Here is a 21,587-nt window from a genome sequence, read left to right as displayed (position 1 = left end):
ATCAAGGAACAGGGAGCATCAATGAACGAGCAGCAAATTCTCTTGGCATTTGGCGGGATCGGCGCGGCGGCGCTGGGTTGTCAGTGGCTGGCATGGCGCCTGAAGCTGCCGGCCATTCTGTTTCTGCTGCTGACCGGCATTCTTGCAGGCCCGCTGCTGGGTTGGCTCGACCCGCAGGAAATGTTCGGCCCGCTGCTGATGCCACTGGTGTCGCTGGCAGTGGCGCTGATTCTGTTCGAAGGCAGCCTGACCCTGCACCTGTCGGAATGGAAAGAAATCGGCAGCGTCGTTCATCGACTGGTGACCCTCGGTGCGATTTCGACCTGGATCGTCATCGCGGTAGCCACGCATTTCCTGCTGGGCTTCGACTGGATGCTGGCGATTCTGTTTGGCAGCCTGACGCTGGTCACCGGTCCGACCGTAATCGTGCCGATGCTGCGGGTGGTGCGGCCAAAAGCTTCGATTGCCAACATCCTGCGCTGGGAAGGCATCGTCATCGATCCGATCGGCGCTCTGCTCGCCGTCGTGGTGTACAGCTTCATCATCGCCAGCGCTGAAGGTCATGGCCTCAAGCAAAGCCTCTTCACCTTCGGCGGGGTGATTCTCTGCGGCGCCGTGTTTGGTGTCGTCGGGGGTTGGCTGCTGGGGACGGTGATCCGACGTCAGTGGCTGCCGGAATACTTGCATAACCTGGCCTCGCTGGCAGCCGTGCTGGCGATCTTCATCGGTGCCAACCAGGTGATGCATGAGTCCGGCCTGCTGGCGGTGACGCTGATGGGCATGTGGCTGGCCAACATGAAAGGCGTGGACGTGCGGCACATCCTGCACTTCAAGGAAAACCTCAGCGTGTTGCTGATTTCCGGACTGTTCATCCTGCTCGCGGCGCGCCTGGACCTGAACGCTTTGCTTGGCCTGGGACCGCTGGTGTTGATTCTGCTGTTGGTGATCCAGCTGATCGCCCGTCCGTTGAATGTTTTGCTTAGCACCGCCGGTTCCAGTCTCAGCTGGCGCGAACGGGCGTTGCTGTGCTGGATCGCGCCGCGCGGAATCGTCGCTGCGGCTGTCTCGGCGATTTTCGCGATTCGCCTGGATGAATCCGGACATGAAGGCGCCCTGCTCCTGGTGCCGCTGACCTTTGCGGTAATCATCGGCACCGTGGTTTTGCAAAGCGCAACGGCGCGACCGCTGGCACGGCTGTTAAAGGTCGCCGAACCGGCGCCGAGCGGTTTTCTGATCGTTGGTGCCAATGGCCCGGCCCGTGAATTGGGCAAGTCGCTGCAACAGCTGGGCAGCCGCGTGCTGCTGACCGATTCGAGCTGGGAGAATATCCGCGCGGCACGCATGGAAGGCTTGCCGACCTATTTCGGCAACCCGGCGTCGCAGCATGCCGACGCGCATCTGGACCTGGTGGGGTTGGGGCATTTGCTGGCACTGTCACCGTCGGGCGAGCTGAACACATTGGCGGCGATGCGCTTTCGTCATGACTTCGGTCATCAGCGCCTGTTCGGTCTGGCCAGCGGCCATGAAAGCCGCCGCAGCGACAAGCACCGCGCAAGCCTGGAACACCGGGGCAATCAATTGGGCAGTGAGGCACTGACCTATTCGAAACTGGCCGGCCAGATGGGCCAGGGAGCGGAGCTTTACAGCACGACATTGACGGACGGCTTCGGCTGGGAGGATTACCAAGCGCTGCACGGCAATCGCGCGACGCTGCTGTTCATGCGTGATGACAGCGGCTGGGTGCATGTGGTGACACCGGAAACGGCGTTGAAACCGGGGGCTGGGTGGACGTTGCTGGCGTTGATTCAACCGCAAGGTTCCAGCGCCTGATGGATCGATTCGCGAGCAGGCCCCACATTCGGACTTCTGTGGGAGCGAGCCTGCTCGCGAAGGCCGCGACTCGGTCACAGACAGACGAAGATCCTTGCAGCACAAATCCCGGGCAACAAAAAAGCAGCCCGTAGGCTGCTTTTTTCTGCATCGGAAGCTGGGCTTAAGCCAGTTTTTCCTTGATGCGTGCTGCTTTACCCGACAGGTCGCGCAGGTAGTACAGCTTGGCTTTACGTACGTCACCGCGACGTTTGACAGCCATGCTGTCGATCTGCGGGGAGTAGGTCTGGAAAGTACGTTCTACGCCAACACCGTTGGAGATTTTACGAACGGTGAACGCACTGTTCACGCCGCGGTTACGCTTGGCGATTACAACGCCTTCGAACGCTTGCAGACGGGAACGATCGCCTTCCTTCACTTTCACCTGAACGACAATAGTGTCGCCTGGGGCGAAGGTAGGGATTTCTTTGGTCATCTGCTCTGCTTCGAGTGCAAGGATGATTTTGTTGGTCATGCTGTGCTCCTAAGGTAAATCGTTCGATCTACCATCGATACGTTGTTAACTATCGTCCCGCTCGCGGATGTATTCCTCGAGCAGCTTCTTCTCTTCTCCAGAAAGCGAGCGGCTTTCCAGAAGATCGGCGCGTCGTTCATAGGTCCGACCAAGGGACTGCTGTAAACGCCAACGCCGGATATGCGCGTGATTGCCACTCAGCAACACGTCGGGAACACGCTGATCCGCATACACCTCCGGTCGGGTGTAGTGCGGGCAATCCAGCAGACCATCCGTAAAGGAATCTTCCTCAGCGGAATCCGCATGCCCTAAAGCTCCAGGCAGCAGTCGTGTAACCGCATCGATCAGGACCATGGCCGGCAGCTCGCCGCCAGACAGTACATAGTCGCCAATCGACCACTCTTCATCGACATGAGCCTCAATAAAGCGCTCGTCAATGCCTTCGTAGCGGCCGGCAATCAGGATCAATGCATCCGATTGTGCCAGCTCGCGTACCGCCGACTGAGTCAGTTGACGGCCTTGGGGGGACAGGTAAATCACCTTCGCCGCCTCCCCGGCTGCTGCCTTGGCCTGAGCCAGCGCATCTTCCAGGGGCTTGATCTTCATCACCATGCCCGGACCACCGCCAAACGGGCGATCGTCCACAGTGTGATGCCGATCCGTCGTGTAATCTCGCGGATTCCAACAGGTCAGCTGCAAGAGCCCCTGTTTGACCGCACGACTGGTGATGCCGTAATCGCCAATGGCGGAAAACATCTCGGGAAACAAACTGATCACTTCTACGCGCAAGTTAGCCACGTTCAGAAGTCCGCGTCCCAATCCACCTTCATCTCGCCCGCTTCCAGGTCGACGGCCAACACGCATTGCTCCGTATAGGGCAACAGGCGTTCGCGATCATCCAGGCTGCCAGCGCAAGGCTTGACGACCATTACATCATTGGCGCCGGTTTCCAGAAGATGATCGATTTTCCCGAGCAGTTGCCCAAGGGTGTCGATGACCTTCAGACCTTCCAGCTGGTACCAGTAGTACTCGCCTTCGGTCAATTCAGCGAACAGGTTGCGCGGCACGCAGATCTCATAACCGGCCAGAAGACGAGCTTCTTCACGATCATCGAGACCCTTGAGCTTGGCGACCAGGAACTTGTCGCTCCCGCGTCCACTGACCAGCTCGACCTGTTTGACATTGCCTTCGCGCTTGAGCGTCCAGGTTTTGTACTGCAACAGGTTTTCAGTCGGATCAGTAAAGGAATAAACCTTCACTTCGCCGCGAACGCCATGAACAGAATAAATTTTGCCAATAACGATCAAATCATCGGCAGGGGCTGGCGTCGCGTTCATATTGCTCAGGCCGCAGCCTTGGCAGATTCCTTCAACAACTGAGCAACGCGCTCAGAAGGTTGTGCACCAACGCTCAGCCAGTAGGCAACGCGCTCTTGGTTCACGGACAGACGGATTTCCTGACCACGGGCAACAGGGTTGAAGAAACCAACCTGTTCTTTGTGGGAGCCGTCACGCGGGTTACGCGAGTCGGTTACGGTCAGGTGGTAAAACGGGCGCTTTTTGGAGCCGCCAAGGGCAAGACGGATTGTTAGCATGTGAACATCGTTCCTGTAGTCGGTGCTGCAAATCTAAATGCACAGCGGGCATGGGTGCCCGAAAGGCCGCATATTCTAAGGAATATCCGGACTTTTGCAAATGACTTTTTCCGGCGCCCATGGCATGCCGTGCAGATTTGCATAGAGAGCCGTCGATAAAAACGGCCAGTCAGCTCCCGCCGAGTGCGGGTTTGCTGTTGATCCTGCGTCCTTGCAGGGTCTGCGCCGGTGCGACGACCGGCGAAGTCTTTACATTTTCGGCATGCCGCCGCCGGGCAACATACCGCCCATGCCGCGCATCATTTTTGCCATACCGCCCTTGGCGGTGAATTTCTTCATCATCTTCTGCATCTGCTTGTGCTGCTTGATCAAGCGGCCGATGTCCTGCACCTGCGTGCCGGAACCCATGGCGATCCGGCGCTTGCGCGAACCGCTGATCAGCTCAGGGTCGCGGCGCTCGGCCGGGGTCATGGAATTGATGATGGCTTCCATCTGCTTGAACTGCTTCTCTGCGGCGTTCTGGGCATTGCCCATCTGCGACAGGTTGACGCCGCCGATGCTCGGCAGTTTGTCCATGAGCCCGCCGAGGCCGCCCATGTTCTTCATCTGTTGCAGCTGATCGCGGAAGTCTTCGAGATCGAAGCCCTTGCCCTTCTTCAGCTTCTTGGCCAGTTTGTCGGCCTTGTCCTTGTCCAGCGTCGCTTCGGCCTGCTCGATCAGGCTGAGCACGTCGCCCATGCCGAGGATCCGCGAGGCGATACGCTCAGGGTGGAACGGATCGAGCGCTTCGCTCTTCTCGCCCATACCGATGAACTTGATCGGCTTGCCGGTGATGGCGCGCACCGACAGCGCGGCACCGCCACGGGCGTCGCCGTCGACCTTGGTCAGGATCACACCGGTCAGCGGCAGCGCATCGCCGAACGCCTTGGCCGTGTTCGCGGCGTCCTGACCGGTCATGGCGTCGACCACGAACAGGGTTTCGACCGGGTTGATCGCGGCGTGCAGCGCCTTGATCTCGCCCATCATCTCTTCGTCGATGTGCAGACGACCGGCGGTGTCGACGATAACCACGTCGATGAATTTCAGTTTGGCTTCTTTAATAGCCGCATTGGCGATGTCGACCGGCTTCTGGCTCAGGTCGGACGGGAAGAACGTCACGCCGATGTCGTTGGCCAGGGTTTCCAACTGCTTGATCGCGGCCGGACGGTAAATGTCCGCAGACACGACCATGACCGACTTCTTCTTGCGCTCTTTAAGAAAGCGCGCCAGTTTGCCGGCGGTGGTGGTTTTACCCGCGCCCTGCAGACCGGCCATCAGAATCACGGCTGGCGGAACGGCGCTCAGGTTGAGGTCTTCGTTGGCCGCGCCCATCAGGCTTTCGAGTTCGGCCTGGACGATCTTCACGAATGCCTGGCCCGGCGTCAGACTGCGCGACACCTCGGTGCCGACAGCGCGCTCCTTGACCGAATTGACGAAGTCCTTGACCACCGGCAATGCGACGTCAGCTTCGAGCAACGCCATGCGCACTTCACGCAGGGTGTCTTTGATATTTTCCTCGGTCAGCTTCGCCTTGCCGGTGACATGGCGCAGCGTCTGCGAGAGACGGTCGGTTAAGTTTTCAAACATTGCGCGATCCTTTCAGGCCCTGTACGAACCGGGATAATGGCGGCCCAGACCGGAATCAACATGTGCTCGGCGAGCCTGCGGCGTGGGCAGGTCGCGGATTATAGCGAAGACTGCGGCCGGCGGACACCTCGCCGTCAGCTTGCGGAGTCTTTCGTGCCGTGGCGGTTCTATGCCAAACTCAGCGCCTTTCGGGCTCGCCTAACAGGATTTATGCTCCCCTTGTCACCCAGTTTGCTGACCACCCTCGCCGCCGCCCTGCTCTATGCCGCTGCGACCGTCTATCAAAGTACCCGCCTGGCCACCGGCGCCAAGGCGAACAAGCGCCTGCTGGTCAGCCTCGGCGTCTTCGCCGTGCTCGCCCACGGCGCCAGCCTGCTTACACATCTATTGACCCCGATCGGCCTTGGCCTGGACTTTTTCAGTGCGTCCAGTCTGATCGCTGCTGCGGTAATCGCCCTGACCCTGCTCGCCTGTTCGCGGATCCCGGTGGAAAACCTGCTGGTGCTGTTGTTCCCGCTAGGCGCGATCACGGTATTGCTGGCGCAGTTCGCGCCGACCGGCACGGTGCAGATCATCGATGAAGAGCCGGGCATCCTCGCGCACATTCTATTGTCGATCCTCGCCTACGGCATGTTCACCATCGCCGTGTTCCAGGCGTTGCTGCTGCTGGTTCAGGACCATCAGCTCAAGCACAAGCACCCGTCCGGGCTGATCAAGAACTTCCCGCCCCTGCAAACCATGGAAAGCCTGCTGTTCGGCTTTCTCTGGGCCGGCTGGACACTGCTGTCGCTATCGCTGATTTCCGGCTGGCTGTTCGTCGAGAACCTGTTCGCTCAGCATCTGGTGCACAAGACCCTGCTGGCCTGCCTGGCATGGATCGTCTTCAGCGTGCTGTTGTGGGGCCGCAACCGTCTGGGCTGGCGCGGCCACAAGGCGATTCGCTGGACCCTCGCCGGTTTCTGCCTGCTGATGCTGGCGTACTTCGGCAGCAAACTGGTTCGTGAATACATTCTGCACATCTGACGGGCGGCATAAATGGACGGTTTGCCCATAGGGCCGATGCTCGCGGTATTTGTCCTGCTGATTTTATGGTCAGGGCTGTTTACCGCCGTCGAAATCGCGCAGCAGCACCTGCTCGCGCAACGTATCGCCTCGCGCCCCAGCGATAAACCGCTGGCGAAGCTGAGCTTCCCGCTCGACAGCCTGATCCTCTGCAACACCCTGTGCCGCGCCCTCGCAGTGATCATCGCGACGTTGCTGGCGATTTTCCTCTGCGAAGAAAACGGCCCGTGGGCGGCGTGCCTGGGCGCCGGTGGCATCCTGTTGGTGTTCGCCGATTATTTCCCGCGCACCGTGGCTCGGCGCTATCCGGATGCCGTGCTGGCGTTCGGCAATGCCCTGCTGACCGTGCCGATGAAAATCGTCTACCCGTTCGCGTGGCTGTTCAGCCGGGTCAGCGCTTTGCTGTTGACCCCGTTCACGCGCAAAACTCAGGTGGTGCAACAGAGCGAGGACGAGTTACCGACCGATCACGATGAGGATCACGACCATCCGGTCCGCACCCACCCGGTGTCGGGCATTCATGCGCTGGACAACATCACGGTCAACGACATTCTGGTGCCGCGCAGTGACGTCGACGGCATCAACCTCGACGATTCGATCGAAGAGATCATCGAGCAACTGCGCGAGAACAAGCGCACGCGTCTGCCGGTGTTTCACAGCGACATCAATCAGGTCGAAGCGGTGCTCAACACCCGCCAGATCGGCCATTTGCTGAGCAACGGCGGATTGACCCGCGAGGCACTGCTGGCCGCCAGCTACGAGCCTTACTTCGTCCCGGAAAGCACGCCGCTGCAACTGCAACTGCTGAACTTCCACAAGCAGCAACGCCGCCTCGGCATGGTCGTCGATGAATACGGTGAAGTGCTGGGCATCGTCACCCTTGAAGACATTCTCGAAGAGATCGTCGGCGAATTCGAAAGCGAGCACAGCCTCGACAACCCGCACATCCATCCCCAAGCCGACGGGCGTATGGTGATCGATGGCGCCGCATCGATCCGCGACCTGAACAAGTGCCTGGGCTGGCACCTGCCGAGCGACGGGCCGAAGACGCTCAACGGCCTGGTCACCGAAGCGCTGGAAACCATTCCGGAAAGCGCGGTGTGCCTGAAGATCGGGCGTTATCGACTGGAAATCCTCGAGACCGAGGAGAACCGGGTGAGCAAGGTGCTGATCTGGCTGACCTCATCGGTGCCTGCTCTGGTGCCTGCTCGATAAAGCTGCATTGTTTGCGCTTGTTTGATCGTTAGCCCCCTTCCTATAATCGAGGCGCTTACCCAAGCGCCGTCGATCCCTGTGCCTACCCGGCACTGCCCGGATCCTGACTGTTTCCGCTGCAAACCGACGACTGTTCCTACTCGAAACAGCGCTCGCGCCCTACCCCACATCCCTGGGTGTTCGACCATAATAATTCGCTCCACTGGAGCTCATGACTGTCAGGGATCACCGCATGACGACCCATACCGCTTACAGCGAAACCGCGCCTGCCCAGCCGACCAATTCCGCCACCCGCGTGGCCACGGCAAGCTTCATCGGCACCGCCATCGAGTTCTACGACTTCTACGTTTACGCCACTGCTGCGGCGCTGGTGATCGGGCCGGTGTTCTTTCCGCAGACCTCCGGCACGGCGCAGATGCTTTCCGCTTTTCTCACTTTCGGCATTGCCTTCCTCGCCCGACCACTGGGTTCGGCATTGTTTGGCCACTTTGGCGACCGCATCGGGCGCAAGTCGACGCTGGTCGCCTCACTGCTGTTGATGGGCGTGTGCACCACCTTGATTGGCGTGTTGCCGGGCTACGACAGCATTGGTGCCTGGGCGCCGATTCTCCTGTGCGTGCTGCGTTTCGGTCAGGGCCTGGGCCTTGGCGGCGAATGGGGCGGCGCAGCGCTGCTGGCCACGGAAAACGCGCCGAAGGGCAAACGCGCCTGGTTCGGCATGTTCCCGCAGCTCGGGCCATCGATTGGTTTTCTTGCGGCCAACGGCCTGTTCCTGACCTTGGCCATGACCTTGGATGACGAACAGTTCCGCAGTTGGGGCTGGCGCATTCCGTTTCTGCTCAGCGCGGCGCTGGTGATGGTCGGCCTGTATGTACGCCTGAAACTGCATGAAACGCCAGTGTTCGCCAATGCGATCGCCCGTCAGGAGCGAGTCAAAGTGCCGCTGGTCGAGTTGTTCAGCCAATACTGGGCGCCGACCCTGCTCGGGGCGGCGGCAATGGTCGTCTGCTATGCGCTGTTCTATATCTCGACGGTGTTTTCCCTGAGCTATGGCGTATCCACACTGGGTTACAGCCGCGAAACGTTCCTCGGCCTGTTGTGCTTTGCCGTGTTGTTCATGGCCGCAGCGACGCCATTATCCGCTTGGGCCAGCGACCGTTACGGGCGCAAACCGGTGCTGATCATCGGTGGCGTGCTGGCGATTCTGTCTGGGTTTCTGATGGAGCCATTGCTGACGCAGGGCTCGACCTGGGGCGTGGCGCTGTTTCTGTGCATCGAGCTGTTTTTGATGGGCGTGACATTCGCACCGATGGGCGCGCTGTTGCCTGAGCTGTTTCCGACCCACGTGCGTTATACCGGCGCTTCAGCGGCGTACAACCTCGGCGGCATCGTCGGAGCCTCGGCAGCGCCGTTCTTTGCGCAGAAACTGGTGGCGATGGGCGGGTTGAGCTATGTCGGCGGGTATGTGTCGGCGGCGGCGGTGTTGAGTCTGATTGCGGTGCTGTGCTTGAAGGAGACGCGCAATAACGATCTGAATCAGGTTGCCTGACGGAGATCAAAAGCTTCGCGAGCAGGCTCGCTCCCACAGGGAAATGCATTCCAAATGTGGGAGCGAGCCTGCTCGCGAATAGCTGTCGCGACTCGGTTTACAGCTCGACAACAACCGCCTGCGACGCACGCGTCGCCTTGGCGCGAGCAGCCTCGATCGACTCATCCCGCGCCAGCGCCACGCCCATGCGGCGCTGGCCGTTCACTTCCGGCTTGCCGAACAGACGCAGCGCGGTGTCCGGCTCGCTCAACGCAGCGCCCAGGTTGGCAAATGCGGTCTGGGTCGACTGGCCTTCCACCAGAATCACTGCCGACGCCGATGGGCCGAACTGACGGATCAGTGGTACCGGCAGGCCGAGAATGGCGCGGGCATGCAGGGCAAACTGCGACAGGTCCTGGGAAATCAGCGTGACCAGACCGGTGTCATGCGGCCGTGGCGAGACTTCGCTGAACCACACCTGATCGCCTTTGATGAACAGCTCGACGCCGAACAGACCACGGCCACCCAGCGCTTCAGTGACTGCTTTGGCAACGCGCTCGGATTCAGCCAGAGCAATCGGGCTCATGGCCTGCGGCTGCCAGGATTCCTGATAGTCGCCCTTCTCCTGACGGTGACCGACCGGTGCGCAGAACGTGGTGCCGCCAATGTGGCGCACGGTCAGCAGGGTGATTTCGTAGTCAAAGTCGATGAAGCCTTCGATGATCACCCGACCTTTGCCGGCGCGACCGCCCTCTTGCGCGTAATCCCAGGCTTTCTGTACGTCATCGGCGCTGCGCAGCAGGCTCTGGCCCTTGCCCGACGAACTCATCACCGGCTTGACCACGCAAGGGAAACCCAGGTCCTGAACGGCTTTGCTGTAGTCCTCGAAGGTGTCGGCGAAGTGGTACGGGGAGGTCGGCAGGTCCAGCTCTTCGGCAGCCAGACGACGGATGCCTTCGCGGTTCATGGTCAGCTGCGCCGCACGCGCGGTCGGAATCACGGTGAAGCCTTCGGCTTCCAGCTCGACCAGCGTGGCGGTAGCGATGGCTTCGATTTCCGGCACGATGAAGTGCGGCTTCTCGGCTTCGATCACTGCACGCAGAGCAGCGCCGTCGAGCATGTTGATCACGTGGCTGCGATGGGCGACTTGCATGGCCGGCGCGTTGGCGTAGCGGTCGACGGCAATCACTTCAACGCCCAGGCGCTGCAGTTCGATTACCACTTCCTTGCCCAACTCACCACAGCCACACAGCAATACGCGGGTCGCGGTTGGCGACAATGGAGTTCCGATACGGGTCATCTCAGGTCCTCAAAGGAAGCGGATCATCGAGGAAAGCCACGCAGGTGCGCTTTCCATGGGGAGAAAGCGCGGCATTTTACATGAACCCGAGGGTTTGGCTTCAGCTCGCGACAGCCTGTTTGCGATCACGCCAGGCCATGATCAGCCAGACCGCGGTAACGCCGGCGAACTTGGAGGCCAGCGCGGTGATGATCACCGGCGGCGTCAAGGCGTCGATCATGCCGAAAAAGATGAAGGTATCCAGCGGAATGCTCAGCGCCGAACTGATCCACAGACGATCACGCAACGGCCGCTTGGTGATGCTGAACACCAGCCAGTCGATGCACTCGGAGACCGCGAACGCCGTGGCGCTGGCCAGCGCGATGGAAGGGTCGGACGTGATGTAGGAGAGCACCAGCGCCGCCAGCATCGCCACGATCGCGCCATGACCGAAGCGCGTTTGCACCATGTCGCGCAGCACGAACACCAGCCCGCCCCAGGCCGACCAGATGATGTCCAGGTGCGGTGCGGTGGAAAAGGCGAAGTTGATCAGCACGACGCTGCTGATGTAGGCGATGAGGAAGATCATGGGGGCGGCCTGTAAATGTGGCGCACAGGTTACTTGAGCGCTGGTATTGCGCCAATAGGTGCGGAGACAGGACCGACGTCTTCGCGAGCAGGCTCGCTCCCACAGTGGAACGCATTTTCAAGGTGGGAGCGAGCCTGCTCGCGAAAGCGGTGGTTCAGACGCCTGACTTCGCGGGAATCATCCAGACCAATCCACTCGCCTTCGCCCGTTCATGACACAACCCCAGCACGACGCGGCGCTCGTCATTGTTCATGCGGCCCCAGCGGGTGATCTCCGCGACCGTGCGCTGGCACCCGGTGCAAACATCATCTTCGTCCAGCGCGCAGATATTCACGCAGGGCGAGGCGACGGGTCGTTCAACAGTCGTCATTGTTCCTGCTCGACCAGATCGCGGGCGTAACGCTGCGAGTTATGCACATAGTGCGCGGCGCTGGCTTCGAGCATATTCTTTTGCGCCTCGGTCAGTTCACGCACGACCTTGCCCGGCGAGCCCATCACCAGCGAACCGTCGGGAATTTCCTTGCCTTCGCCGATCAGCGAATTGGCGCCGATGATGCAGTTCTTGCCGATCTTCGCGCCGTTGAGAATCACTGCGTTGATACCGATCAGGCTGTAATCGCCGACCGTGCAACCGTGAAGCATCGCGTTGTGGCCGATGGTCACGCCGGTACCGATGGTCAGTGGATAGCCCATGTCGGTGTGCATCACCGTACCGTCCTGCACATTGCTGTTCTTGCCGACGAGGATCAGTTCGTTGTCGCCGCGCAACACAGCGTTGAACCAGACGTTGGCGCCCTCTTCCAGGCGAACCTTGCCCACCAGCACGGCATTGGGCGCGACCCAGCTCTGTGGATGGGTTTCGACACGGGCGTCGCCCAGGCGGTATTTCATCTTTTTTCCCTCAGGGCTCACGGCCGTTCGAACGACGGCTCAGGTATCGATAAAGCTTTTCGGCGGTCGGTGCAGGCTGATTTTGGCGTCATAGAGCAGGTTGATCAACTCGACGATCATGATCGCCGTCAGGCCCCAGATCTTGTACTCGCCGAAGCGATAGCTCGGCACGTACCAACTGCGGCCCTGATAATCGATGCGATGAGTATGCTCACGCGGGTCCTTGCGGAAGAATTCCAGCGGCACGCTGAAGACGGCGGCGATCTCGGCATCATTGGGCTGGTATTCGACAAAGTCGGGAATCACGCCGACATACGGCGTTACCTTGATGCCGTGCAGGGAAATCAGCGGGCTTAGCGGGCCGATGACTTCGACCAGGCCCGGCGGCAGGCCGATCTCTTCTTCGGCTTCGCGCAGCGCGGTGAATATGAGGTCCGGATCTTCCGGGTCGCGGCGCCCTCCGGGGAAAGCGACCTCGCCGCCATGGGTCGAAAGCCCGCTGGCGCGCAGGGTCAGGACCAGTTCCGGTTCGTCACTGCGGGTGATCGGCACCAGCACGGCGGCTTCGGGGAAACGTGCGTCGGTCTCCAGCGTACGCGGTGTGTGGTTGCTTACCCTATGCAGTAGCTCGTCCAGCATGAGTGTTCTCGATCGGTGCCTTGCTCCGCATCATGCACCAATCAAAGCGAGCGCCCAAGCCCCCGAAACCCGTCGTGTCGCGAAACGACAACTTGCCGACCGGCCCCGCTGCACGCCAAGATAGGCGCAGCATTCAGGAACCCGAGCATGAAATTTTGCAGCCACTGCGGTAACCCGGTCACCCAGCGCATTCCCGAAGGCGACTCGCGGCTGCGATTTGTCTGCGACAGCTGTCAGACCATTCACTACCAGAACCCCAATATCGTCGCCGGTTGCGTGCCGACCTGGGGGACGAAAGTGCTGCTCTGCCGCCGCGCCATCGAGCCGCGTCTCGGTTACTGGACGCTACCTGCCGGCTTCATGGAAAACGGCGAGACCATCGAGCAGGCCGCCATCCGCGAAACCGCCGAAGAAGCCTGCGCCCGGGTGCGCAACCTGAGCATCTACACGCTGATCGACGTGCCGCATATCAGCCAGGTGCATGTGTTCTTCCGCGCCGAACTGGCCGATCTGCAATACGCGGCCGGGCCGGAGAGCCTTGAAGTGCAGCTGTTCGAAGAAGCCGACATTCCCTGGGACGAGCTGGCTTTCCGCACGGTCGGGCGCACGCTGGAGTGTTTCTTTGCCGATCGGCGCAGCGAGGTTTACCCGGTGCGTTCGGAGTCGATTCCGCCACTGGTGCAGCCGGCGATCACTTGAGCTTCGCGGCACCCTGCCGATAACCACACCTACATCTATCACTATGTGTCTGCGTCATTCTTGGGGAATCGTTTCAATGCGTTGGTTGCTTGCCCTGTTGTGCCTGTCGTTCGTCAGCGTTTCGCAAGCGTCATTCGTGACCACCGTGACGCCCTCGAACACTCCGCTGATCGAAAAAGTCCTGGTACTGAAATCGGCCCACCAACTGCAGTTGATTGCCGACGGCAAGCCGCTGAAGACCTATCGCATCTCCTTGGGCAAGGGTGCAAAGAAAGGCCCGAAACTGATCGAGGGCGACAAACGCACACCCGAAGGTTTCTATTGGATCGACTGGCGCAAGACCAGCGACAAATTCAACCTGTCGATGCACATCTCCTACCCGAACATCAGCGATGCCGCCCGCGCACGCCGTGAAGGTGTCGAGCCCGGCGGGATGATCATGATCCACGGCACCCCGGATTCGGCAGACAATCCGGAGCAGTTGTTCCATACCCTCGACTGGACCGACGGCTGCATCGCCATGCGCAACGTCGACATGCGTGAAGTGTGGAATCTGGTACCGGACGGCACGATGATCGAGATTCGTCCGTAACCTCGACCGCTGGTCACCGCAAAAAAAATAAATCAAAAGATCGCAGCCTGCGACAGCGCCTACAGGGGTGATACCACTCTCAACTGTAGAAGCTGTCGCAGGCTGCGATCTTTTGCTTTTTATGGGCCACCACTAATACCACTTTAAACAGTGACCCCTGACAACCGCCAATCCATTGGGCCAGACGCCAGTTCATCGCGTTGACATGGTATTCAAGTGGTATTAGCTTCCGTCGCACAAGCGAGCCACAACAATCCTATACTCGCGACGGAAACGACCTACATGAACGACCTTCAAACCCTACGTCCCGATGACTCCCAGCCGACGCCGCTGTACTTGCAACTGGCGCGCAATCTGGAAGCGGCGATTCATGCCGGGCAGTGGAAGGCCGAACAGGCGATGCCGTCCGAGCGCAACCTGAGCGACCAGCTCGGCATCTCCCGGGTCACCGCACGCAAGGCTTTGGAAGTTTTGCTCGAGCAAGGCCTGATCCGCCGCCTGCAAGGCTCGGGCACGTTCATCACCCCACGCCTGGAACAACCGCTGTCGCGTCTGTCCGGCTTCAGCGAAATGCTGCGCCTGAAAGGTTTCGTGCCTAGCTCGAAGTGGCTGGAGCGGGAGATCACCCTGCCGACCCACGAAGAATTGATCCGCCTCGGCCTGTCGCCGAACGACAAGGTGGCGCGCATGAAGCGCCTGCGCAAAGCCGATGACACGGTCATGGCGATCGAGATGAGCACCCTGCCCGCCTCAATCATGCCCAGGCCGCAAGCGGTGGGCGATTCGCTTTACGAATACCTCGACGGCATCGGCAAACCGATCGTCCGCGCCCTTCAGCACATCCAGGCAATCAACGCCTCGGACGAATTCGCCGCGCTGGTCGGCATCGCCCCCGGCACCGCCATGCTGCTGATGACCCGGGTCGGCTATCTGGAAGACAACACGCCGATCGAAGTCACCGACACCTATTGCCGCAACGACTACTACGACTTTGTTGCAGAGCTTCGTAGATAAAGAGCCGCGTCGCTGAGAGCGGCCCCAAGCGAGAACGAAAATGTCCGAAGACAACATCCTCACCGCCAGCGGCTGGGTTCGCGGCCGGCTGATTCACGAACACGGCAAGATCGTGTCGATCGAAGGCGTGCCCTGCGATCCGGCGGCTAACGATCTGCCCTATCTGCTGCCGGGTTTCATCGACCTGCATGTGCACGGCGGCGGTGGCAAAGACATTATGGAAGGCGCCGAAGCCTTCGAAACCATCAGCAAAACCCATGTGCGTTTCGGCACCACCTCGCTGTTGGCCACGACCATGACTGCGCCGAGCGCGGAGATCTCAAATGTCCTGAAAGAGGTAGGACAATTCTGTGAACAGCGTCCGAAAGGCGCCGCGCGAGTCCTCGGCGTGCACCTTGAAGGCCCGTACATCAACCCGGGAAAACTCGGCGCTCAACCGAACTTCGCCCACACCGCATTGATGGCCGAAGTTGAAGAATATCTGGCGCTGGCGCCGATCCGCGTCATCACCATCGCCCCGGAAATCGCCGGTCACGATGCATTGATTCGCGAACTGAGCAGCCGTGGCATCCGCATGCAGATCGGCCACACCCTCGGCAGCTACGAGGAAGGCGTCGCTGCGCTGGCTGCCGGTGCCAGCAGTTTCACCCACCTCTATAACGCCATGAGCCCGCTGCATCACCGCGAGCCGGGCATCGTCGGCGCAGCACTGGCCCACGCCAAATACGCCGAACTGATTCCCGATCTGCTGCACGTGCACCCCGGCGCCATCCGCGTGGCCCTGCGTTCGATCCCGTGCCTGTATTGCGTCACCGATTCGACCGCCGCCGCCGGCATGCCCGACGGTGAATACAAGCTTGGCAGCCACACCGTGACCAAATGCCTGGGGGGCGTGCGTCTGCCCGACGGCACGCTCGCCGGCAGCACACTGACCATGGATCAGGCCCTGCGCAATCTGGTCAAGATCGGTTTGCCGATCAGCGAAGCCTCGCAGCGTCTGTCGCAATTTCCCGCCGACTACCTCGGCATTACCGAACGCGGGCGCCTTGCCCCCGGCGCCTGGGCCGACTGCGTGCGGCTCGATCGCTCACTCACACTGACCGCCGTCATGGTCGAAGGAGAAGACATTGACTTCAAAAATGCTTGAAGAGGCGCTGTCCTCGTTCGAGGCCGTGCAAGCCCAACTGCAACAGCTCGACGCGCCGATGATCGAGATCGCCGGGCGCCTGCGCCGGCAGCCGCCGCAAGTGGCGATGACCGTCGCCCGTGGCAGCTCCGACCACGCGGCGAGCTACTTCGCCTACCTGACCATGCAGCAACTGGGCGTGCCGGTGGCCTCGTTGCCGATGTCGGTGGTGACCATGCAGCAGGCGCCGCTGAAAGTCAGCGGTCAGGTCGCCTTTGCGTTTTCGCAGTCGGGGCAGAGCCCGGATCTGGTCAACAGCCTGCGTCTGTTGCGCAAGCGTGGCGCGCTGAGCGTGTCGATGGTCAACGCTGCCGATTCGCCACTGGAGGCGGCTTGTGAATTCAGCCTGCCGCTGCTCGCCGGCACGGAAAGCAGTGTCGCTGCGACCAAAAGCTTTATCGCCACCCTCAGCGCCAGCGCGCGTTTGATCGCGCACTGGAAAGAGGACAGCGAATTGCTGCAAGCCCACGACGCGCTGCCAGCAGGCCTGCGCGAAGCGGCGAAACAGGACTGGAGCGTGGCCATCGAAGCCCTGCGCGATTGCGAGCGCCTGATGGTGATCGGCCGTGGCGCCGGTTTCGCGATTGCTCAGGAAGCCGCGCTGAAGTTCAAGGAAACCTCGGCGATTCAGGCCGAAGCGTTCAGCAGTGCCGAAGTCCGTCACGGCCCGATGGCACTGATCGACGAACACTATCCGCTGCTGGTTTTCGCCCCACGCGGCGCCGAGCAGGCCGGCCTGCTGAGCCTGGCGGCGGAAATGCGCCAGCGCGGCGCCCGGGTCTTGCTCGCCGCGCCGGATGACGTCAGCGAACGCGACCTGACCCTGAGCCGCGCCGAACACCCGGCCCTCGACCCGATTCTGGCGATCCAGAGCTTCTACGTGATGGCCGCAGGCCTGGCCGTGGCGCGGGGCATGGACCCGGATCAGCCGCGCCATTTGAGCAAAGTGACCCGCACGCATTAAGTCCGACTGACTGCACACCTGATGAGACCCAGCCATGCCCGACAACAATAAAGAGCTGACCCTCAGCGCCCCGCTCAGCGGCCCGGTACTGACGCTCGCCAACGTCCCGGACGCGGTGTTCGCCAGTGGCGCGATGGGCGACGGCATCGCCATCGACCCGCTCAACGACACGCTGTATTCGCCCTGCGCCGGCGTGGTCATCCACGTTGCGCGCAGCAGCCACGCGGTGACCGTTCGCGCCGACAACGGTGCGGAAATCCTCCTGCATTTGGGCCTCGACACCGTTGAATTGAACGGCGAAGGTTTCGCCATGCTGGTCAAGGAAAGCGATCGCGTCAGCCTCGGTCAGCCGCTGCTGCGCTATGACCTGGACAAGGTCGGCCAGCACTGCAAAAGCCTGGTCAGCCTGTTGATCCTGACCAACAGCGCGGATTTTCAGGTGCGGCCGATCACCCTCAAAGCGGTGAAAGTCGGCGAGCCGTTGCTGCACATCATCGCGCGCAATGTTGTCGCGGCGAATACCGATACAAGCGGCGGGCCTGAGGTTCGTGGTCAAGTGCAGGTCGCTCATCGCGGCGGCTTGCATGCGCGCCCCGCTGCGCTGATCCGCCAGACCGCCCAGGGGTTCAGCAGCCACTCACAACTGCATTTCAACGGCAAATCGGCGCCGTGCAACAGTCTGATCGGTTTGATGGGCCTGGCGATCGGTGAGCAGGATGAAGTGCAGGTCAGTTGTCAGGGGCCGGACGCCGATGCCGCATTGCAAGCTCTGCTCAGCGCATTGGCCACGGCGCTGCCGGACGATCATCACGGGCAAGCGCCGGTCAGCACTGCGGCGCCGAAACGCCCGGCCGAGGCAGGTGTGTTGCATGGTGTTTGCGCCGCGCCAGGGCTGGTCGCCGGGCCGTTGTTTCGCTTGAACGCGATAACTCTACCGGCGGATGCGGGCCATCACGATCCAGTGCAACAGCAGCAGACGCTTGAAACGGCATTGAACGCGGTGCGCAGCGAAATCGCCGCCACCCTCGCCCAGGCGAAAAAGCACAAGAACGCCGACGAAGAAGCGATCTTCGCTGCACACATGGCGCTGCTCGAAGACCCGGCCCTGCTCGACGCCGCGCAGCAATTCATCGCGCAAGGCACCGCAGCGACCCACGCTTGGAGTCAGTCGATCGACACCCAGTGCGACATGCTCCAAGGCACCGGCAGTCCGCTGCTGGCCGAACGTGCCAACGATTTGCGCGACCTCAAGCAACGCGTGCTGCGTGCCCTGCTTGGCGAGGCCTGGCAATACCAGGTGCCGGCCGGCGCCATTGTTGCCGCCCACGAACTGACGCCATCGGATCTGCTGCAACTCAGCGCGCAAGGTGTCGCCGGGTTGTGCATGGCCGAGGGCGGCGCGACCTCGCACGTAGCGATTCTGGCGCGCGGCAAAGGTTTGCCGTGCATCGTCGCTTTGGGCGCGCAATTGCTTGAGCAGCCGCAAGATCAGGCCGTGGTGCTCGACGCTGACGGCGGTCGTCTCGAACTGACCCCGAATGCGCAACGCCTGGCCGACGTGCAACAGGCACAAATCCAGCGCCAGCAGCGTCGCGACAGCCAACAGGCCAAAGCCCATTTGCCCGTTGAAACGCGCAATGGCGTGCACATCGAAGTGGTCGCCAATGTCGCCTCAAGCAACGAAGCGGCAGACGCATTTGCCAACGGTGCTGATGGTGTAGGCCTGTTGCGCACCGAGTTTCTCTTCGTTGATCGCCAGACTGCACCCGACGTCGAAGAACAGCGCAGCGCCTATCAAGCGGTCATCGATGCCATGGGCGACAAGCCAGTGATCATCCGCACCATCGACGTCGGCGGCGACAAGCAACTCGACTACCTGCCACTGCCGGCCGAAGCCAACCCGGTGCTCGGTCTGCGCGGCATTCGGCTGGCCCAGGCGCGGCCGGACATTCTCGATCAGCAACTGCGCGCGCTGCTGCAGGTCAAGCCGTTGTCGCGTTGCCGGATTCTGTTGCCGATGGTCACCGAGGTCGACGAACTGCTGCACATCCGCCAGCGCGTCGATGCCTTGCGCCTTGAGCTGGGCATTACCGAGCGCCCGGAAATCGGCGTGATGATCGAAGTCCCCGCCGCCGCGCTGCAAGCCGAACAACTGGCCGAACACGCCGACTTTCTCTCGATCGGCACCAACGATCTGTCGCAATACACCCTGGCCATGGACCGCGATCACGCCGGGCTGGCGGCGCGGGTCGATGCCCTGCACCCCGCGTTGCTGCGTCTGATCGCCATGACCTGCGAAGGCGCGGCGGTGCACAAGCGCTGGGTCGGTGTCTGCGGCGCCCTCGCCTCCGACCCGTTGGCCACGCCGGTGCTGATCGGCCTCGGCGTCACCGAACTGTCGGTGAGCCCGGTGCAGATCGGTGAAATCAAGGACCGCGTGCGTCAGCTGCATGAAGCCGAATGTCAGCGCCTGAGCCGCGACTTGCTCAAGCTCTCCAGCGCCGCCGCCGTCCGCCACGCCTGTCATCAACATTGGCCTCTGCGCTAACAAAAACAAAAAGGACAAACGCCATGTACCAACTCTTCATCGAAGGCCTGCAACGCCTGGGCCGCGCGCTGATGCTGCCGATCGCGATCCTGCCGATTGCCGGCCTGCTGCTGCGCCTGGGCGACACGGACCTGTTGAACATCGCGATCATTCACGATGCCGGACAAGTGATCTTCGCCAACCTGGCGATGATCTTTGCCATCGGCATCGCCGTCGGTTTTGCCAAGGACAACAACGGCACCGCCGGCCTGGCCGGGGTGATCGGTTATCTGGTGATGATCTCCACGCTCAAGGTGCTCGACTCGACGATCAACATGGGCATGCTCGCCGGGATCGTCAGCGGCCTGATGGCCGGCGCGCTGTACAACCGGTTCAAGGACATCAAGCTGCCGGAGTATCTGGCGTTCTTCGGTGGCCGGCGTTTTGTGCCGATCGTCACCGGGTTCGCGGCGGTGGGTCTGGGCGTGCTGTTCGGCTATATCTGGCCGCCGATCCAGCAGGGCATCAACGCGTTCGGCGCGCTGATGATGGAAAGCGGCAGCATCGGCGCCTTCGTGTTCGGCGTGTTCAACCGCCTGCTGATCGTCACCGGCCTGCACCACATCCTCAACAACATGGCGTGGTTCGTCTTCGGCAACTTCACCGACCCGACCACGGGCGCCTTGGTGACCGGCGATCTGTCGCGGTATTTTGCCGGCGATCCGAAGGGCGGCCAGTTCATGACCGGCATGTTCCCGATGATGATCTTCGGCCTGCCCGCCGCCTGCCTGGCGATGTACCGCAACGCCCTGCCGGAGCGGCGCAAGGTGATGGGCGGGATCTTCCTGTCGATGGCGCTGACCTCGTTTCTCACTGGCGTCACCGAGCCAATCGAATTTGCCTTCATGTTTCTCGCGCCGCTGCTGTTCCTCCTGCACGCGCTGCTGACCGGGCTGTCGATGGCGATCACCAACGGCTTGAACATTCATCTGGGCTTCACCTTTTCCGGTGGTTTCATCGACATGATTCTCGGCTGGGGCAAGTCGACCAATGGCTGGCTGGTGGTGCCGGTCGGGCTGGCTTATGCGGTCATCTATTACCTGGTCTTCGACTTCTGTATCCGCCGCTTCAATCTGAAGACGCCGGGGCGCGAAGACGTCGCCAGCGCCGAAAAAGCCGTGCTCTCGGAAACCGAACGCGCCAGTGCGTATATCAAAGCCTTGGGCGGCGCAGAGAATCTGCTCACCGTCGGCGCGTGCACGACGCGACTGCGCCTGGAGATGGTCGACCGCAACAAGGCTTCGGACGCTGAGCTGAAAGCGTTGGGCGCGATGGCCGTGGTGCGCCCGGGCAAGGGCGGCAGTTTGCAGGTCGTGGTCGGGCCGCTTGCTGACAGCATTGCCGATGAGATTCGCTTGGCCATGCCTGCGCTGGGCCGAACAGCATTGGTGGAAACCGCAGTGGTTGCCGATGAGCCGAAGAGCGTTGCGCTTACCCGCAACGAGGCGCAGCAATGGCTGGATGCACTGGGCGGTCGCGACAATGTGCTGCAACTCGATTGCATCGCCATGACCCGCATTCGCCTGCAACTGGCCGATGCCAAGGCATTGTCCGATGCGCAGCTCAAAGCGCTCGGCTGCCTGGGTGTCAGCCAGTTGGACGGCGGCGTCTGGCATTTGCTGGTGGGGGACAAGGCCGCGAGTTTGAGCGGGGCGATCGAGACATTGCTGAGTCGCGGGGAGGTCAGCGCGCAGGTTTGATCTGCGCGGGTAACGGGAGGGCTGGAGCGGGCGGGGAAAATCCGGCCCGCGCACGATACATGAATACCACCCTCCTCC

21 protein-coding genes are annotated in these 21,587 nt (G+C 61.4%); 11 read left to right on the top strand and 10 right to left on the bottom strand.

Translation table 11 applies throughout. The features are described 5' to 3' along the window. The first annotated feature begins 21 nt into the window (after positions 1-21). Positions 22-1,830 (top strand): cation:proton antiporter, encoded by a 1,809-nt coding sequence (locus ACYSTU_RS10925; protein ID WP_130888424.1) that lies wholly within the window; start codon positions 22-24, stop codon positions 1,828-1,830. A gap of 163 nt (positions 1,831-1,993) precedes the next feature. On the opposite strand, the gene rplS is transcribed toward ACYSTU_RS10925, so the two are convergent. From rplS to ffh, 5 genes are all read right to left on the bottom strand, one after another. Beyond that, a complete protein-coding gene (gene rplS / locus ACYSTU_RS10920; RefSeq protein ID WP_003175895.1) occupies positions 1,994-2,344 on the bottom strand; it encodes a 50S ribosomal protein L19 in 351 nt (116 codons plus the stop codon). A 45-nt stretch (positions 2,345-2,389) separates the two neighbouring features. Continuing rightward, positions 2,390-3,142: a tRNA (guanosine(37)-N1)-methyltransferase TrmD gene (gene trmD / locus ACYSTU_RS10915; protein ID WP_038860625.1), complete on the bottom strand. Its 753-nt coding sequence runs from the start codon at positions 3,140-3,142 to the stop codon at positions 2,390-2,392. A 2-nt stretch (positions 3,143-3,144) separates the two neighbouring features. Further along, positions 3,145-3,681: a ribosome maturation factor RimM gene (rimM, locus tag ACYSTU_RS10910; RefSeq protein ID WP_016771538.1), complete on the bottom strand. Its 537-nt coding sequence runs from the start codon at positions 3,679-3,681 to the stop codon at positions 3,145-3,147. A gap of 5 nt (positions 3,682-3,686) precedes the next feature. Beyond that, positions 3,687-3,938, bottom strand: coding sequence for a 30S ribosomal protein S16 (rpsP, locus tag ACYSTU_RS10905; RefSeq protein WP_003185073.1), 252 nt, complete (start codon positions 3,936-3,938; stop codon positions 3,687-3,689). A gap of 249 nt (positions 3,939-4,187) precedes the next feature. After that, positions 4,188-5,564: a signal recognition particle protein gene (gene ffh, locus ACYSTU_RS10900; protein WP_498998326.1), complete on the bottom strand. Its 1,377-nt coding sequence runs from the start codon at positions 5,562-5,564 to the stop codon at positions 4,188-4,190. 210 nt (positions 5,565-5,774) lie between these two features. Between ffh and ACYSTU_RS10895 the strand changes: the two genes are divergently transcribed. The 3 genes from ACYSTU_RS10895 to ACYSTU_RS10885 all read left to right on the top strand — a co-directional run bounded on the left by ACYSTU_RS10895 (position 5,775) and on the right by ACYSTU_RS10885 (position 9,390). Next, positions 5,775-6,587: a cytochrome C assembly family protein gene (locus ACYSTU_RS10895; protein WP_016771539.1), complete on the top strand. Its 813-nt coding sequence runs from the start codon at positions 5,775-5,777 to the stop codon at positions 6,585-6,587. Positions 6,588-6,599: 12 nt separating this feature from the next. Further along, on the top strand, positions 6,600-7,841 hold the full coding sequence (locus ACYSTU_RS10890; protein WP_498998321.1) for a transporter associated domain-containing protein: 1,242 nt from the start codon (positions 6,600-6,602) through the stop codon (positions 7,839-7,841). A 232-nt stretch (positions 7,842-8,073) separates the two neighbouring features. Next, complete coding sequence (locus ACYSTU_RS10885) at positions 8,074-9,390, top strand: MFS transporter (protein WP_016771542.1); 1,317 nt, start codon at positions 8,074-8,076, stop codon at positions 9,388-9,390. 97 nt (positions 9,391-9,487) lie between these two features. Here ACYSTU_RS10885 and purT read toward each other — a convergent pair whose 3' ends face one another. The 5 genes from purT to ACYSTU_RS10860 all read right to left on the bottom strand — a co-directional run bounded on the left by purT (position 9,488) and on the right by ACYSTU_RS10860 (position 12,767). After that, positions 9,488-10,669: a formate-dependent phosphoribosylglycinamide formyltransferase gene (gene purT, locus ACYSTU_RS10880; RefSeq protein ID WP_024011715.1), complete on the bottom strand. Its 1,182-nt coding sequence runs from the start codon at positions 10,667-10,669 to the stop codon at positions 9,488-9,490. Between the two features lie 100 nt (positions 10,670-10,769). After that, positions 10,770-11,237: a VUT family protein gene (locus ACYSTU_RS10875; protein WP_016771544.1), complete on the bottom strand. Its 468-nt coding sequence runs from the start codon at positions 11,235-11,237 to the stop codon at positions 10,770-10,772. Positions 11,238-11,391: 154 nt separating this feature from the next. Further along, positions 11,392-11,607 carry a DUF1289 domain-containing protein gene (locus tag ACYSTU_RS10870; RefSeq protein ID WP_039759143.1) on the bottom strand — a complete coding sequence of 72 codons (216 nt, stop codon included), beginning with the start codon at positions 11,605-11,607 and terminating at the stop codon, positions 11,392-11,394. Next, on the bottom strand, positions 11,604-12,128 hold the full coding sequence (locus tag ACYSTU_RS10865) for a gamma carbonic anhydrase family protein (RefSeq protein ID WP_130888428.1): 525 nt from the start codon (positions 12,126-12,128) through the stop codon (positions 11,604-11,606). The genes ACYSTU_RS10870 and ACYSTU_RS10865 overlap by 4 nt, the downstream gene beginning before the upstream one ends. Before the next feature lie 39 nt (positions 12,129-12,167). Next, positions 12,168-12,767, bottom strand: coding sequence for a CoA pyrophosphatase (locus ACYSTU_RS10860; protein ID WP_016771547.1), 600 nt, complete (start codon positions 12,765-12,767; stop codon positions 12,168-12,170). 147 nt (positions 12,768-12,914) lie between these two features. Here ACYSTU_RS10860 and ACYSTU_RS10855 point away from each other — a divergent pair, with 147 nt between their 5' ends. From ACYSTU_RS10855 to nagE, 7 genes are all read left to right on the top strand, one after another. Then, positions 12,915-13,466: an NUDIX hydrolase gene (locus ACYSTU_RS10855; RefSeq protein WP_016771548.1), complete on the top strand. Its 552-nt coding sequence runs from the start codon at positions 12,915-12,917 to the stop codon at positions 13,464-13,466. Between the two features lie 76 nt (positions 13,467-13,542). Next, positions 13,543-14,058: a L,D-transpeptidase family protein gene (locus ACYSTU_RS10850; RefSeq protein ID WP_024011712.1), complete on the top strand. Its 516-nt coding sequence runs from the start codon at positions 13,543-13,545 to the stop codon at positions 14,056-14,058. Positions 14,059-14,340: 282 nt separating this feature from the next. After that, positions 14,341-15,072 carry a GntR family transcriptional regulator gene (locus ACYSTU_RS10845; protein WP_016771550.1) on the top strand — a complete coding sequence of 244 codons (732 nt, stop codon included), beginning with the start codon at positions 14,341-14,343 and terminating at the stop codon, positions 15,070-15,072. 40 nt (positions 15,073-15,112) lie between these two features. After that, the gene (nagA, locus tag ACYSTU_RS10840) at positions 15,113-16,219 is read left to right on the top strand and encodes an N-acetylglucosamine-6-phosphate deacetylase (protein ID WP_125927637.1); all 1,107 of its coding nucleotides are present in this window, start codon (positions 15,113-15,115) and stop codon (positions 16,217-16,219) included. Beyond that, positions 16,200-17,222: an SIS domain-containing protein gene (locus ACYSTU_RS10835; protein ID WP_217879375.1), complete on the top strand. Its 1,023-nt coding sequence runs from the start codon at positions 16,200-16,202 to the stop codon at positions 17,220-17,222. Before nagA ends, ACYSTU_RS10835 begins: the two co-directional genes overlap by 20 nt. Before the next feature lie 34 nt (positions 17,223-17,256). Further along, entirely contained in the window at positions 17,257-19,770 is a 2,514-nt protein-coding gene (gene ptsP, locus ACYSTU_RS10830) for a phosphoenolpyruvate--protein phosphotransferase (protein WP_498998301.1), read from the top strand. A gap of 23 nt (positions 19,771-19,793) precedes the next feature. Further along, positions 19,794-21,509: an N-acetylglucosamine-specific PTS transporter subunit IIBC gene (gene nagE / locus ACYSTU_RS10825; protein ID WP_130888431.1), complete on the top strand. Its 1,716-nt coding sequence runs from the start codon at positions 19,794-19,796 to the stop codon at positions 21,507-21,509. Positions 21,510-21,587: the final 78 nt, after the last annotated feature.

Source organism: Pseudomonas glycinis, assembly GCF_054871425.1.
The sequence above is the reverse complement of the archived record's forward strand: the minus strand, read 5'-3'. Positions and strand labels throughout refer to the sequence as shown.